Origin of the sequence: Evansella sp. AB-P1 (assembly GCF_029688925.1) — a bacterium.
In the GTDB taxonomy this organism is placed as follows: Bacteria; Bacillota; Bacilli; order Bacillales; family Salisediminibacteriaceae; genus Evansella.
On sequence record NZ_JARUKY010000006.1, the window covers coordinates 235,154 to 251,334 of the forward strand.

Here is a 16,181-nt window from a genome sequence, read left to right on the forward strand (position 1 = left end):
CCTCCTCAAATTAAAAATGGCCTAACTTCTTATTATAAAGAAGTTAGGCCATGTATCGACGATATCAACAAAATGATATTTCTATACATTTACCTTATTTTAACTGGTCCCATTATACATTAATTAAAAACTAAATTATTTTAATATAAAACACATCATTGACTTGTCCTCTTTAAAGTCCCAATCAATAAAGAGATCCAATAAAGGGGTTGGAAAAATAGTTTCAAAATTCACATCTCGGTGGAAATAACTTTTTTCCAAATCATCCTTAGTTAGTTTTAATTCATCTTCATAACCTTTTGCAATTAACGCTTTTTCTATAGGGACTAAAATTCCAATTCGTTGGATTAGAAGGATATTTTCTGAAATAGGATAAGTAAAAACTTTATCCGGTAATTTTTGAACGATTGCGGTTACACGTTTCACCTCATCCTCTAATCTCACAATGTCGTATTGTGGCTTCGGATACATCGTTTGTAGCTCATTTTCTAAAACGAGAATTATCGTTCCTGAATTATTATTAAAATTCCAGTCATGAAAATATTCTTCCACTTCAACGTCTAATGTTACTTCCACTGCACCCTTTAACTCATTTAAAACATGCTGAATTATAATTTCCCTAGCATGATCAACATAAGAGGATTGACCTTTCTGAAGTAAAACCTCTTCCATGGGAGAAATAAACCCACGAATATAAAAAACAAGATGATTTTTACATAAGGTTGCAGAACATGATTCTGGACCTCTACCAAACTTTTGTCTAAGCAATTTACTTGTAAAGCTACTCAAATAAGAAATCTTTTCTTGATTTATCATTTTAGTCACGACTTTCATTCGGGACACTAAGAATATCACTCATTATAATTATTGCCATAACAAACAATAACCTTCTCTATCGTATCATAGGTATTTTTTTCAAGAAAGTGTAAATTATAATTTATTAAAAATAGTAACAACTCTTAGCTTTTTCCCTTTAGGATGTAGTTGTTATTATTTCACTTTTTTAAAAGAATTATTCGTTTTTATTTCTATGATTCTAATTTTATAAAGACATTCTCGTTCAACAAGGTCATAAATCATTCACTGAAAAGGCTAGTTTAAAATGAATTTATTTTAAATAAAACACGACATAATTTTTACTAGTTTTATAGTCTAAGAAAATAAAAACATCATAAATTTTTAGATTAAATCCAGAAGAAAATCTCTCCCTATTACTTCTAATACTTTTTTTCAAATCGTTAGAATGACTTAGTAAGACGTCTGAGTATTCCATCCCCTTTTTATAAAGTTGAATTTCAAGAGGTGATATTACATTTGTGCATTCCAACACACATATTGTTTCAGTCACTTCAAAGGTGCGAACATGTCTTGGTGCTTTATATACTTCGGAATAAACTATTGCTATTTGATCCTCTAGTATTTCGTTCTTTGTTTGATTTAGTTGACTAGTTATATCATTATTTGATTCACTTACTTTTGATATAAAAATTACCAATCCTGTGTTTGTTTCAAAGTTCCAGTCTTGGAGGAACGATTCGAATTCTATATCTAGAATTTTATCCAATTCTTGTTTAAATTGTTCAAATATTGCATCCATAATCGTTTTACGTAATTTTGTTGCTAAGTTTGTTTCACCTTTCTGCAGAAGAACTTCTTCGGCAGGTGTTTTAAATTGTCGTATATGAAAGAACACGATTTGTTCTCTTAGGGTGCAATAGCACGAATCTGGGCCCTTTCCAAAGCTCTTTTTTAATATCTTACTTAATTGACTACTTAAATAGATCAAGTTTTCCTGACTTCTTTTTTGCTTAATCATTTCTCTCTTTTCCTCCTGGACCAATCCTCCTATAAATATAAAAAGGCCTAACCTCAATTCATGAAGTTAGGCCATAGATAGGACGCAATTGTAAAAAGTCAATTGTTCCTCCATTTACCAATTCCCAAAAATAATATTAATCAAGTTGAATCAAATTAAAAAACTCAAAAATATCTTAATGTTGATTAGTGACTGCTAGACACTAATCTTCTTTATTTTATCATGTGTGTGCCACAAAAACAATTATATTACTGTAATACTATGGCCTAAATAACTATGAATTTTAACGTTGTTTTTTCTGATTAATGCTTGTCTTTTATTCCAATCCCTTTTGGTCGATAATGAAGTTTAATATTTGTTAAGACTTCTTCTGTTCCCTCTTCGTTCATGGCTTCTCCTTGAAGTTGTATAATTAATTCCATTACTTCTTCCATGTTTCCTTCTACTACTGTTTCCATTGGTCCTATTTCATAGTTTAATCCTGACTCCTTAATCGTTTTAACTAGTCCAGGTAAAACACCATCTGTATTCATGTCTTTACCATTTGGTAATACTTGAAGGCCAGCCATGACAGTAGTCATTATTCATCATCCTCCAATTAAAAATTTTATTACTTATTGGGAACATACCATTTTTTTTAAAATCTTAAACATTAGTACTACTACTTTTGTTGCTGCGGTTTCCTCAAGAGCCCACCTTACCCTTATACTAATAATTTTTCTAAAGAAAAAACCCGGCTTTTGCCAAGTTTTCGTTGTTACTATTTATATTTTTTTGCGAAAGTCTCTTTTGCTAATTCAATCTGTTCCTTCACTTGCTTTGGTGACGTTCCACCATAGCTATTTCTAGCTCCCATAACGTGGTCAGGTGCTAATACTGTATAAATATCCTCTTCAAATAAGGAACTGAATTTTTCATACTCATCCATTGATAAATCCAGCAAAAATTTATTTTGTTCAATGGCGTATAAGACAATTTTTCCAATTACTTCATGAGCATCTCGGAATGGGAGTCCTTTTGTTACTAAATAATCGGCAATATCTGTTGCATTCGAATAATCATTATTTACAGCCTTTTGCATATTATCTACGTTTACATACATTGTATCGATCATAGGTGCTAATAGCTGCAATGATCCTTCTAGCGTTTCCACTGTATCAAACATTCCTTCTTTATCTTCCTGCATATCTTTGTTATAGGCTAATGGTAAACCTTTAAGGACAGTCAATAAGCCCATTAAATTACCGTATACTCGTCCTGTTTTAGCTCGCAATAATTCAGGGACGTCCGGGTTCTTTTTCTGTGGCATGATGCTCGATCCTGTACAGAATGAATCATCCAGCTCTACAAATTGGAATTCCTGACTACTCCAAATAACAAGTTCCTCTGATAAGCGGGAAATATGCATCATTAAAATAGATGCTGTAGATAAAAATTCTAGAATAAAGTCACGATCACTTACAGCATCCATGCTATTTGGATATACATGATCAAAGCCTAATAATTCTGCCACACGGTGACGATCGATTGGAAAGGTTGTCCCTGCTAAAGCACCTGCACCTAAAGGAAGCCAATTCACACGTTCTAAGCTATCCAAGAGCCTACCTTTGTCCCGTTCTAGCATCCAATAATAAGCCATTAAATGGTGGGCAAAGGACACTGGCTGTGCCCGCTGTAGATGAGTATATCCAGGAATAATGGTATCTATATTTTTTTCTGCTTGATTTACAATGGCAGTTTGAACTGACTCAACAAGATTAATAATTGTATTGGTATGATTCTTTAAATAAAGGTGCATATCAGTAGCTACCTGGTCATTCCGACTTCTACCAGTATGCAGCTTTCCACCCACAGGTCCAATTTCATCAATTAGGAACTTCTCGATATTCATGTGTATATCTTCGTTAGCTACAGAATATTCAAGCTCACCTTTCTCTAACTTATCTTTAACTTTATGAAGCCCCTCTTTAATCTTTTCAGCATCCTCTGATGAAATAATTTCGCATTCACCTAACATTTGTACATGGGCTAAACTCCCATCTATATCTTCCTTAGCAAGCTTTTGATCGAATGTAATGGATGCTGTTAGTTCCTCCACTAGTTTGTTTGTTTCTTTTTTGAATCTTCCGCCCCATAACTTTGACATATCTAGTTGTTCCTCCTTTTATAAAACTCGTGAGTACAGATAAATGATCCCTTTTACTGATTATTCATTGTTTTAAGTATATAAATTTATGTATTTCATAACAACTTTTATAATGAGTTACCGGGAAAAAGCTTCCAAAATTACTGTTTTTCCCATTTCGATAGTCTACCCTGAAAATACGAAAGAAGACTCGATATTGTTCCCGCAAATAATGGAAAATCAAAAATGCGGGATGAATGAAGCCGCTAGATAGAAATATTTTCATCTCCCATGGTGCAAATCTCCACTTGCACCGGCGGTCTACCCTGAAAATAGAAACGTTTTAGTCGACCGCAAAGCAAGAAAATCATGAAATGCGGTAGCTAAGAAGCTTTCTACTAATCCTTTGCTCCCTTTGCAGGAACGCTGGCTTCTTCCTCTGTTCCTGCAAATCTCTTTTTCACTCTTTGCAGGAACGCTGGCTTCTTCCTCTGTGCCTGCAAATCTCTTTTTCACTTTTTGCAGGAACGATGGCTTCTTCCTCTGTGCCTGCAAATCTCTTTTTCACTCTTTGCAGGAACGCTGGCTTCTTACTCTGTTCCCGCAAATCTCTTTTTCACTCTTTGCAGGAACGCTGGCTTCTTACTCTGTTCCTGCAAATCTCTTTTTCACTTTTTGCAGGAACGCTGGCTTCTTCCTCTGTGCCTGCAAGCAGTGTTTATGCAATTTGCAGTATAATAGGACAAAACTAGACGCCTGCAAAGCTGCATAATCATAAGAAGTGATCGCTGTGTAAGAACATTTTCATCCCCCATGGTGCAAATCTTCACTTGCATGTGAAGTCTCCCCTGAAATTAGTAGCGATCTAGACGACTGCAAAGCAGCAAACCATGAGAAGTGGTAGCATTGAAGGAGTATTTTCATCCTCCATGGTGCAAATCTCCACTTTCATGGTGGTCTACTAAAGATAAGGAAGGAGAGGTGAATCACCTCTCCTTCCATCACCTATCCGTTCTATATTTCTACCTTTGTTATTTCACTACTGTAGAATTTTTTTCTGATTGAAGCTTAATATATTCATCCTTTAACACATTCTGCTCTGTCTTATTATTCACTTCTGTATACACTTTCGTTGCTAAGCCCCAAAGCTTAATGAACCCAACGGCTGCGTTGTGATCAAAAGCGTCACCTTTTGAATATGTTGCAAGTTCTTCATTATATAAGCTGTTATCTGATTTTCTTGCAACTACATCAAAGTTTCCTTTATGAAGCTTCACTTTGATTGTACCCGATACAACTGTTTGTGTTTCCCCAACAAAAGCATCTAATGCTTTCTTTAATGGTGAATACCAAAGACCGTCATAAATCATTTGTGTCATTTGTTGATCAATTTGTGTTTTAAACTGTGTTGTTTCACGCGGTAGTGTTAAGAACTCAAGCTCTTTATGTGCTTTGATTAAAATAACACCTGCTGGGCACTCATATACTTCACGTGATTTGATCCCAACTAATCGGTTTTCAATGTGATCGATTCGTCCCACACCATGCTTTCCACCGATTTCGTTTAACGTTTCAATAAGCTCAACAATGTTCATTTCTTTTCCGTTTAAAGCAACAGGCTCACCGTTTTTAAACTCAATATCTACATATTCAGCTTCATCTGGTGTCATAGAAATAGGTGCCGTCCAGTCAAAAGCTCCCTCTGGTGCTTCAGCCCACGGATCCTCTAACACACCTGCTTCACATGCTCTTCCCCAAATGTTCGCATCAATGGAATAAGGGTTCTCTAGCGTAGCAGGTACTGGAATTCCCTTTTCCTTTGCATATTCAATCTCTTCATCACGATTCATACCCCATTCACGTACTGGAGCAATAACCTCTAAGTTTGGATTTAATGCCTGAATAGAGACTTCAAATCGCACTTGGTCGTTCCCTTTTCCTGTACAACCGTGAGCAACAGCAACTGCACCCTCTTGCTCCGCTACTTCTACTAACAATTTAGAAATAAGAGGTCGAGAAAGGGCTGATGACAATGGATATTTCCCTTCATACATACAATTTGCTTTCAATGCAGGTAAAATGTATTCTTTAGCTAAAATTTCCTTTGCATCGACCATAATTGCTTTAACTGCACCAACTTCTAGTGCTTTATTTTTAATTGCTTCAAAATCTTTTTTCTCTCCAACGTCTAGTCCTAATGCAATAACATCATAGCCATATTGCTCTTGAATCCATTTAATTGACACGGAAGTATCCAACCCACCAGAATATGCTAAAACTACTTTTCCTTTACTCATTTCTCTCGCCCCTTCGCACGAATTAATATCTACTTAGTCGTATTTTTATGCATTGTCCTCCAAAAAAATTAGTCTTTCATTAAGACTTTTAACAATGCTTTTTGTGCATGTAATCGATTTTCAGCTTCGTCAAACACAACGGAATGCTTACCATCAATCACCTCAGCAGTAACTTCTTCTTCTCGATGAGCAGGTAAACAATGTAAAAAGATAAAATCATCTTTTGCATGCTTACATAAATTGCTATTTACTTGGAACGATTTCAGTACGTCCATTCGTTCTTTTTGCTCATCTTCCTGTCCCATACTCGCCCAAACGTCTGTCACAACAACATCTGCATCTTTTATCGCTTCGTACGGATCTTGTGTAATAGAAATCTCACATCCTTGATTCTTACCAACAAGTTTGGCAGATTCAAAGACTTTTGAGTCTGGCTCATAACCAGAAGGACTTGCAATGGAAATATTCATTCCAACCTTTACAGCACCTTCAATTAATGAATGACTCATATTATTATTTCCGTCACCAAGGTAACAAAGCTTTAGTCCCTTCATTTTACCCTTATGTTCTAGAATCGTCAATAGATCTGCTAAAACTTGTGCAGGATGATGTAAATCTGTTAAACCATTTATTACTGGAACATCTGCATGCTCCGCTAATTCTTCTACTGTTTCATGGGCAAAGGTACGAATCATTATTCCATCTACATATCGTGACATAACCTTAGCCGTATCTGAAATAGTTTCTCCTCGCCCTAATTGAATGTCTCTGGAGCTTAAGAATATGGCATGACCGCCAAGCTGAAGCATTCCAACCTCAAAGGAAACTCTCGTTCTTGTAGATGACTTTTCAAATATCATCCCTAATGTCTTCCCTTGTAAGTAAGGATGAGGAATCCCTTCCTTTTGCTTCATCTTCAAATCTAGCGCTTCCTCGAGGAGAAAGTGAATCTCCTCGGTATCGAAGTCTGCTAGTGTTAAAAAGTCTTTTCCTTTTAATTTATGTGCCAATGTATTCGTTAGTTCCTCTACATTTTTAACAGTTGACATGCTTCCACCTCATTTGGGCTTATTTTTTTTAACACGTGATATTCCTTTAATGTCCGTGGCTTTTCTTCATTATTTTTCAAATGGAAGGATTGAATCCACGGTTTAAGCGTATCAAAGCTAGTAAAGTAAGGAACTTGATATCGAACAGCAAGCTCTCTTATATAAAAACCAATCTTTTCACCATCTCTACCTTGATTCGGTATATTTAATACAACATTCGGTTGTTTATTTTTCCAAAAATCATGTAATAATACTTTTTCTTTTGGTAGCTGCTCTGATTCAATTCCATTCTTATCTAAAAATTTTGCTGTACCTTCAGTAGCAATTACACGATACCCTTCATTTACAAATGCAGTAATAGAAAGAAGGCTTTCTTCTTTTGCTCGATCAGCAATGGAACAGAAAATTGTTTTCTCCTTTTCTGTCATAGCTGTCATTGATTGGACTCCACTTAACTGAAGTGCCTTTGAAAGTGCCTCTTCTAACGTTTCACCTAAGCCTAACGTTTCACCTGTAGATTTCATTTCAGGTCCAAGAACGTGGTCTACACCTTTTAATTTACTAGCTGAGAAGATTGGTGCTTTTACAGAGTAAAAGGACGGTTCTGGAAGTAATCCAAGCTCTTCACTTAACTTACTTAATTTCGTACCTAGCTGAACATGTGTTGCCCACTCAATCATTGGAACCCCTGTCACTTTACTCATAATCGGAACAGTACGGGAGGATCTCGGATTCACTTCTAATACGTAAACCACATCGTTATGAACAACGTATTGTATATTCATCATTCCTACGATCGGTAGATGCTTTGCTATTTTTTCACCGTAATGAATGACTGTTTTCTTCGTTTCTTCTGTCATTGTTGCCGGTGGAAACAATGATACACTATCACCAGAATGGACACCTGCTTTTTCCAAATGCTCAAAAATACCTGGCACTACAATGGATTCTCCGTCGGAAATGACATCTATTTCACATTCCATCCCTGGCAAATATTGATCAACGAGTAATGGCCAGCAACGATCATTTCCGTCCTCAAGGATACGACTCAAATATTTCTCTACTTCCTTGTCACTGTAGCATATAAACATCGACTGTCCACCAATAACAAAGGATGGACGAATAAGTACTGGATATCCAAGCTCCTGTGCTGCAGATACAAGCTGATTTGGTTCATTTACTGTCGTTCCAGCTATGTGAGGAATCTTCAACTCGTTTAATAAGCTATAAAATTCATGTCTATCCTCTAATTGATCAGTAACCTCCGTAGCAGTACCAAGGACATTAACTCCCTCATCCTCTAAAGCATTCGCTAAGTTGATGGCTGTTTGGCCTCCAAACTGTAACAAAACCCCTTCTACCTGTTCCTTTTCAATAACGGCCATAATATCCTCTACTGCCAATGGTTCGAAATAAAGGCGATCAGCAATGGAATAGTCAGTGCTTACCGTTTCAGGATTATTGTTCATGACGATGGCTTCATAGCCTTTTTTCTTAACTGCTAGCGCTGCGTGTACAGAGCAATAGTCAAATTCAATCCCTTGACCAATCCGTATTGGTCCAGAACCTACAACTAATATTTTCTTTTTATTTGAAGTAGCATCAACCTCATCTTCACCTTGATATGTGGAGTAAAAATAAGGTGTTACTGCATCGAATTCTGCTGCGCACGTATCTACTAACTTGTATCCTCGCTTAATATTTAAAGCCTTCCATTTCAATCTGATTTCCTTTTCTGGAATTCCAAAGATTTCTGACAGTCGACGATCGCCAATATTGAGACGCTTCGCTACTTTTAATAAGGTAGAGGGAACAGAATCCCATGTATAAGAAGCTAGCTCAAGCTCACAATCTACCATTTTCTTTACCTTTATAATAAACCATCGATCAATTTCTGTTTTATTTACAACCTCTTCTACGGAAAAACCCCGTTTAAAGGCTTCCGCAATGGCAAAAAGCCTCATATCAGTAGGTTTAACTAATAAATGTATTAGCTCCTCATTTGTTTTACTAGGCATGGATTTCAGGTGCAAGCTATGGGCATTCATTTCCATGGAACGTAATGCTTTGTTCATTGCTCCTTCAAAGGAACGATCCATGGCCATAACCTCTCCAGTAGCCTTCATTTGTGTACCAAGGGAACGATCACCCTCTGAAAACTTATCAAATGGGAATCGTGGAAGCTTTACAACAATATAGTCAATAGCTGGTTCAAAGGAAGCGTACGTATTACCAGTGATAGGATTTAAAATTTCATCTAAATGATAACCAATCGCACATTTCGTAGCAATCCTTGCTATAGGATAACCCGTTGCCTTTGAAGCTAGTGCGGAAGAACGACTAACCCTTGGGTTTACTTCAATAATGTAATATTGATTAGACACTGTATCCAAGGCAAATTGGATATTACATCCACCAACAACATTCAAGTTTCGAATAACTTTTAATGAAGAATCACGAAGCATTTGATATTGGAAGTCTGATAATGTTTGAGATGGAGCAACTACGATAGAATCTCCAGTGTGTACTCCAACTGGATCCATATTTTCCATATTACAAACAATCGTACACGTGTCATTCTCGTCACGCATAACCTCATACTCTACTTCTTTCCAGCCTTTAATGCTTTTCTCCACTAACACTTGATGGATTGGACTCAAGGATAATCCTTGCTTTAAGATTGCCTCTAGCTCTTCATCATTTGTTGCAAATCCACCTCCAGCTCCACCAAGTGTATACGCTGGTCGGATAATTACTGGATAGCCAATTTCTTCGACGAATTGAACACCCGTTTCATAGTCTTCAATAATTTTAGATTCAGGAATAGGTTCCCCAATTTCAAGCATAAGATTTCGGAACTTTTCTCTGTCTTCTCCTTTTTGAATAGAATCTACAGATGTTCCTAATAGCTTTACACCATGTTTTTCAAGAATCCCTTTTTCAAATAGTTCAACAGTTAAATTTAAGCCTGTTTGACCACCAAGGGTTCCAATCATTCCATCTGGCTTTTCTTTCGCAATTATTTTATCTAACGTTTCTGCATTTAATGGTTCAATATAGATTTTATCGGCCATGGATTGATCCGTCATAATCGTCGCTGGATTATTATTCACAAGGACTACTTCTATTCCTTCTTCCTTTAAGGCTAAGCATGCTTGTGTTCCTGCATAATCAAACTCTGCTGCCTGGCCTATGACGATCGGACCTGAACCGATAACTAAAATCTTGTTTAAGTTGCTATGCTTTGGCATACGTTCTCCCTCCAGCGGTTGTCACTTGATGTAAAAACTGTTGAAAAATAAATTCTGTATCACTAGGTCCCGGATGTGCTTCTGGATGAAATTGTACCGATTGAATTGGTAAGCTAACATGCTTTAACCCTTCAACTGTTTTATCATTTACGTTCCGAAACAACACTTGAAAATCATTGTAGTTAATACTTTCTTCAATGACTACATATCCATGATTTTGTGAGGTCATCTGAACTTTCCCTGTAAGGATTTCCTTCACCGGATGGTTACCTCCTCGGTGACCGAAGGCTAGCTTTTTTGTTTTAGCCCCATGAGCTAGTGCAATAAGCTGATGTCCTAAACAAATACCGAGAGTAGGAAAATGCTCAGTAATCACTTTAATCTCAGAAAACCACGGCTGAAGCTTCATCGGATTTCCAGGTCCATTACTTAATAAAACACCGTCTGGCTTTAGAGCTTTAATTTGTTCATATGAATAGTGATAAGGAACAATCGTCACAGAACAATTTTCATTTAATAACGCATGTAAAATGGATTTCTTATAACCATAATCGATTAGGACTATGTGTGGACCCTCATTTTTAAAAGAAATAACTTCCTTAGTAGCTACTTTCTCTACCCAAAAATCCTGTGAAACATCTTTCCCATACTCCTTTAAATGATCTAGGGACGGTTCTGTTGAAATCATACCTTTCACAGTATGATGCTTTCGTATAACCTTTACTAAGGCTCTCGTATCCACTTCTACAAGTCCAGGCACACCAGCTTCCTCTAGTCTTTCAGAAAAACCTTTTGTAGCTTGATAATGACTATACTCATCACACATATCCCCTGTAATAACACCAGAGACAGCTGTTTGAAAGCTCTCATCATCTAAGTCATTTAATCCGTAATTACCGATCAGCGGATAGCAAAACGTAAGAATTTGACCAGCATAGGACGGGTCTGTAATAATCTCTTGATACCCTGTCATACTTGTATTAAATACCACTTCTCCAACCAATCCATTAAGTTCTCCAATGAGTTTTCCTTCAAAAACCTCACCTGTTTCGAGAATTAAATACCCTTGTTTCACAGAGATTACCCCTTTCAAGTCAATTCCTTTGAAAAAACAATTTTTAATACTTCTATTACTTGGTCTATTTCTGCTTTCGATGTAGTTAATGGCGGTAATAATCGAATAACATTTGGCCCTGCTGGTAATAAGAGAGTTTGATAATTCTCTCTAGTAATGGTTAATGCATCCTTTGCAGGTCCACTTAAAACAATTCCTTGCATAAGTCCTATTCCTCTAATTTCAACGATCTGTTCAAACTGTTTCTTTAATTCATTCAGTTGTTCAGACAAGTATTCTCCAAGTTCAGTAACATTTTCTATTAAATTTGAATCCACAAGCTCTGTAAGTGTTGCGGCACCAGCTGCCGTTACAATTGGATTTCCTCCAAAGGTAGAACCGTGAGTACCCGCTTCAAATGCTTTCGCTGCCTTTTCTGTAGCAACGATAGCTCCAATTGGAAAACCTGATCCTAAGCCTTTTGCTATTGTCATAACGTCCGGATTAATACCATAGCATTCATGGCCAAACAGTTTTCCTGTTCTTCCAATACCAGTTTGAATCTCATCTATCATAAGTAAAATGTCATTTTCCTTACATATTTCTTCTACTTTTTTTAGCCACTCTTTTTCAGCAGGTATAACTCCGCCTTCCCCTTGAACCACCTCTAGCATTACTGCACATGTATTAGCTGTCACTAATTGTGCTAATGCTTCTGTATCGTTAAAAGGTAAGTATCGAAAACCTGGCATAAGTGGTGCAAAGCCATCTTGAATTTTCGTTTGGCCTGTAGCCGATAATGTTGCAAGTGTTCGTCCATGGAATGACTGGGTAAAGGTAACAACTTCATATGCTTCTGTCCCTTTTACCTTTTGCGCATACCTTCTAGCTAACTTTATTGCTCCTTCGTTTGCTTCGGCGCCACTGTTACAGAAGAAAACCTGATCTCCAAAGCTGTGGGACGTAAGAAGATTTGCAAGTTTTTGCTGGGTTGGAATATGGAAAAGATTAGAGCAATGCCACAGCTCTTGAAGCTGCGATTCTACAGCTGTTTTGACCACACTTGGTACATGACCTAAATTACACGTACCAATTCCAGAAGTGAAATCTAGGTATTTGGTCCCCTTATCATCCCATACATAGCTTCCTTCCCCTTTTACTAAAGTGATAGGAAATCTTGCATAAGTAGGCATAATAGAATCTTTTTGTGTTGTGGCAACCGTTTCCTCAGACATGATGAATCTCCTTATCTGCAATCATTTTTGTACCGATGTTTTTCCCCTCTAAAAATTGACCGATACTATTTGTTTCCATTCCATTAAGAATGACAACCTGTTCTACATTATGTGTTAATCCATCAATGGCTGCACGGACCTTTGGAATCATTCCACCTGTGATGACTTCCTTTTCAATAAGCTCCTCAGCTTGAGAGTGAGATAATTCATGAAAGGTTTTCGTTACACCATCTTTTTCACAGTAAATACCAGGAATGTCACTAATAAAACAAAGCTTTGCACCTAACGCTTGTGCTACTGCAGATGCTGCAACATCCCCATTAATATTGAACTTTTGTCCTTTAGGACCAATGCCTACAGGTGAAATTACAGGAATTTGCTTTTGAACTAAAATTTGATCAATTAACTCTGTCTTTACATTAATCACTTCTCCAACAAAGCCTAATTTTTCTGCATTACTAGCTGGCTTTGCTTGAATAAGCTCTCCGTCTACACCGCTTATTCCGTACGCGTTTCCTCCCACCTTTTGGAGGTTCTCCACGATTTTTTTATTCACAGATCCACTTAAGACCATTTCCACAACATCAAGTACTTCTTTTGTTGTTACTCTTAATCCATTAACAAAGGAGGTTTCCACCCCTAACTTTGTTAGTAAAGAGGAAATTAATGGACCTCCGCCGTGAACAATGATAGGTTGCCATTGTCCTCCTTGATGGAGTTCGACTATGTTTTTATAAAAGGATTGTGGCAATCGTTCCATGACACTACCACCACATTTAATTACTAAATAGTTCATTAACAAATCCCCCTCACGTTCGATATGAAGCATTAATTTTGACGTAATCATACGTTAAGTCACAACCCCAAGCGACCGCACTGCCATCCCCTTGCTGTAAATCTACTACTATTTGCACTGTTTCCTGCATCATATATTCTGTCGCTGCTTCCTCATCAAAAAACAAAGGAAGTCCGTTATCTACAACTAAGGTTGGACCAAGCCAAACCTTTACTTTATCTGGATCGATTGGCTGTTCACTGTAACCAACAGCACATACAATTCTTCCCCAGTTTGGATCGGACCCGTAAATAGCTGTTTTTACAAGATTAGAAGATATGATTGCTTTCCCAATTTTTCTAGCTGCTATATCAGACTCTGCACCATTGACGTGAACTTCGATTAGCTTAGTTGCTCCCTCTCCATCTCTAGCAATCTTCTTTGCTAGAATTTGACTAACTAATTCTAATCCATTTACAAAAGTATCCCAATCCGGATGACTTTCCGTTAATTCCGTATTGTTTGCCTTCCCATTTGCCAATACAAGAACCATATCATTCGTACTGGAATCTCCATCAACAGTTATCATATTATAGGTACGATTCGTTACCTCTTTGAGAGCATTGTGTAAGCTTTGTGGAGCTACGTTTACATCTGTTGTCACGAATGCTAGCATCGTTGCCATATTCGGATGAATCATTCCTGATCCCTTCGCTGCACCACCAATGGTTACTTTCTTTCCATCAATCTCAAATTCAACAGCAACATTTTTCGTACAAGTATCTGTCGTTAAAATTGCTTTTTCAAATCTTTCTGTATCTCGGTTTTCCTTCGCACCCATTTGATCGATTCCTGCTTCGAGTCGATCCATCGGTAATTGTGTACCAATTAATCCAGTAGAAGCTATTGCTACTAAATGTTCTGAAACTCCTATAGCTTTAGAAAATAGCTTTCTCATTTTGTATGCAGCATCTAAACCTGGCTGTCCTGTGCAAGCATTTGCAACTCCAGAGTTAACGAGGATACCTTGTATTTTATTTTCAACTGCAATACTTTCCTTCGTTACTTTTAACGGTGGTGCTTGAAATTGGTTAGTCGTATACACCCCAGCAGCAGTTGCAGGTACGTCAGAATAAATCCATCCAAGATCTAATTTATATTTTTTTATGCCACAGTGAAGGCCACCTGCAGAATACCCTTTAGGTGTTGTAACATTACCGCCAGTCACCATCTTAATTTGTTGTTTTTGCTTTGCAGCAGGTTGCATTTTATGTTCCATCCTTTCTTTTCTCTAGCTTTAAATCCGTTTCATCTGATGTCTTAAGGGTACATTGGGATTTCTGTTAGGCCTGTGCGAACATCCAAACCATTCATAAGATTCAGATTTTGAATTGCCTGACCAGCTGCGCCTTTGACTAAATTGTCAATAACCGAAATGATCGTCACTTTTCCTGTTCGAGCATCAGCATGAATACCGATGTCACAATAATTACTTCCGCTAACTTCCTTCGTTGCTGGGAATACTCCCTCTTGTCGAACACGAACAAATGGATGATTACTGTATACTTCTGTATAAAAATTAATCAACTCTTCTGTTGTCTTAGGTTCTTTTAAATCAAGATAGATTGAACACATAAGTCCTCTTGTCATTGGCATTAAATGTGTTGAAAATGTCACTTTTGCTTCTTCATTACTTTCCTTTTCTATAAACTGCTCGATTTCTGGTATATGTTGATGTGCTCCTAGCTTATAAGCCTTCACACTTTCATTTACTTCTGAGAAAAGCGTATTTAAGGATACCTTTCTACCGGCACCTGATACTCCAGATTTTCCGTCAATAATAATAGAGTTTACGTTTACCCAACCTTCTTTAACAATTGGCAGTAGTGCCAGTAAAGTTGCTGTTGGATAGCAACCAGGGTTTGCTATTAACTTACTTTGCTTGATTTGTTCTGCGTAAATTTCTGGTAACCCGTATGTTGCTTCCTCTAAATATTCCTTTGGTGCAGAGGAAGTTCCATACCAAGTTTCATAGACTTCTTGATTTGTTAATCTAAAATCTCCCGAAAGATCAATGCATTGAATTCCGTGTTCCCGGCATTGGGGAATTAACCTCTGGCTTACCCCTGCTGGTGTTGCGAAAAAGACTACATCAATGTTCTCGTGAAGATGTTGTATATTCCATTCATCCATTGTTTGATGAATTAGATGAGTTAAATGAGGATATACCTCATGAATTTCCGTTCCACTTTGGGAATGAGACACAATTGATTGCAATTGGACGTTCGGATGCTTATCTAATAAGCGGATAAGCTCTATAGCCCCATAACCAGTACCTCCTACAACAGCTGCTTTTATCACGTTAACAAACCTCCCATTCCCTTGATTAGTTCATTATTATACTCCTCGATACATTTTTATGCAATAAGATTGCATGAATTAATTGGAATTTTTTTTGATCTTTTTTGTAAAAACTAATGTTAACCCTGTTTTAGAGCTATTATAGTAAGGTGTAGGGTTGTATGGTGCTTTTTTTTTTTGACCATTCCTTTTTCATTTGTTTCACATTCAAGAAACAT

14 protein-coding genes are annotated in these 16,181 nt (G+C 37.1%); all 14 read right to left on the reverse strand.

The window, feature by feature from the left end; translation table 11 throughout:
- Positions 1-135: 135 nt before the first annotated feature.
- Complete coding sequence (locus tag QA612_RS08225; RefSeq protein WP_278283311.1) at positions 136-816, reverse strand: Na-translocating system protein MpsC family protein; 681 nt, start codon at positions 814-816, stop codon at positions 136-138.
- Positions 817-1,108: 292 nt separating this feature from the next.
- Positions 1,109-1,816 carry a Na-translocating system protein MpsC family protein gene (locus tag QA612_RS08230; RefSeq protein ID WP_278283312.1) on the reverse strand — a complete coding sequence of 236 codons (708 nt, stop codon included), beginning with the start codon at positions 1,814-1,816 and terminating at the stop codon, positions 1,109-1,111.
- Positions 1,817-2,118: 302 nt separating this feature from the next.
- Positions 2,119-2,397, reverse strand: a complete 279-nt coding sequence (locus QA612_RS08235) for a thiamine-binding protein (RefSeq protein WP_278283313.1) — start codon at positions 2,395-2,397, stop codon at positions 2,119-2,121.
- Positions 2,398-2,576: 179 nt separating this feature from the next.
- Positions 2,577-3,962, reverse strand: coding sequence for an argininosuccinate lyase (gene argH / locus QA612_RS08240; RefSeq protein ID WP_278283314.1), 1,386 nt, complete (start codon positions 3,960-3,962; stop codon positions 2,577-2,579).
- A gap of 300 nt (positions 3,963-4,262) precedes the next feature.
- Entirely contained in the window at positions 4,263-4,496 is a 234-nt protein-coding gene (locus tag QA612_RS08245) for a hypothetical protein (protein ID WP_278283315.1), read from the reverse strand.
- 113 nt (positions 4,497-4,609) lie between these two features.
- The gene (locus QA612_RS08250) at positions 4,610-4,777 is read right to left on the reverse strand and encodes a hypothetical protein (RefSeq protein ID WP_278283316.1); all 168 of its coding nucleotides are present in this window, start codon (positions 4,775-4,777) and stop codon (positions 4,610-4,612) included.
- Between the two features lie 195 nt (positions 4,778-4,972).
- A complete protein-coding gene (locus QA612_RS08255; RefSeq protein WP_278283317.1) occupies positions 4,973-6,238 on the reverse strand; it encodes an argininosuccinate synthase in 1,266 nt (421 codons plus the stop codon).
- Between the two features lie 68 nt (positions 6,239-6,306).
- Positions 6,307-7,287 carry an ornithine carbamoyltransferase gene (gene argF, locus QA612_RS08260; protein WP_278283318.1) on the reverse strand — a complete coding sequence of 327 codons (981 nt, stop codon included), beginning with the start codon at positions 7,285-7,287 and terminating at the stop codon, positions 6,307-6,309.
- Positions 7,266-10,538 carry a carbamoyl-phosphate synthase (glutamine-hydrolyzing) large subunit gene (gene carB, locus QA612_RS08265; RefSeq protein WP_278283319.1) on the reverse strand — a complete coding sequence of 1,091 codons (3,273 nt, stop codon included), beginning with the start codon at positions 10,536-10,538 and terminating at the stop codon, positions 7,266-7,268. Before carB ends, argF begins: the two co-directional genes overlap by 22 nt.
- Complete coding sequence (locus tag QA612_RS08270; RefSeq protein WP_278283320.1) at positions 10,525-11,613, reverse strand: carbamoyl phosphate synthase small subunit; 1,089 nt, start codon at positions 11,611-11,613, stop codon at positions 10,525-10,527. The genes carB and QA612_RS08270 overlap by 14 nt, the downstream gene beginning before the upstream one ends.
- A 14-nt stretch (positions 11,614-11,627) precedes the next feature.
- Positions 11,628-12,827 carry an acetylornithine transaminase gene (locus QA612_RS08275; RefSeq protein WP_278283321.1) on the reverse strand — a complete coding sequence of 400 codons (1,200 nt, stop codon included), beginning with the start codon at positions 12,825-12,827 and terminating at the stop codon, positions 11,628-11,630.
- On the reverse strand, positions 12,820-13,623 hold the full coding sequence (argB, locus tag QA612_RS08280) for an acetylglutamate kinase (RefSeq protein ID WP_278283322.1): 804 nt from the start codon (positions 13,621-13,623) through the stop codon (positions 12,820-12,822). Before argB ends, QA612_RS08275 begins: the two co-directional genes overlap by 8 nt.
- A gap of 13 nt (positions 13,624-13,636) precedes the next feature.
- On the reverse strand, positions 13,637-14,881 hold the full coding sequence (gene argJ, locus QA612_RS08285) for a bifunctional ornithine acetyltransferase/N-acetylglutamate synthase (protein WP_278283323.1): 1,245 nt from the start codon (positions 14,879-14,881) through the stop codon (positions 13,637-13,639).
- A gap of 41 nt (positions 14,882-14,922) precedes the next feature.
- The gene (gene argC, locus QA612_RS08290) at positions 14,923-15,963 is read right to left on the reverse strand and encodes an N-acetyl-gamma-glutamyl-phosphate reductase (protein ID WP_347568863.1); all 1,041 of its coding nucleotides are present in this window, start codon (positions 15,961-15,963) and stop codon (positions 14,923-14,925) included.
- Between the last annotated feature and the right edge of the window lie 218 nt (positions 15,964-16,181).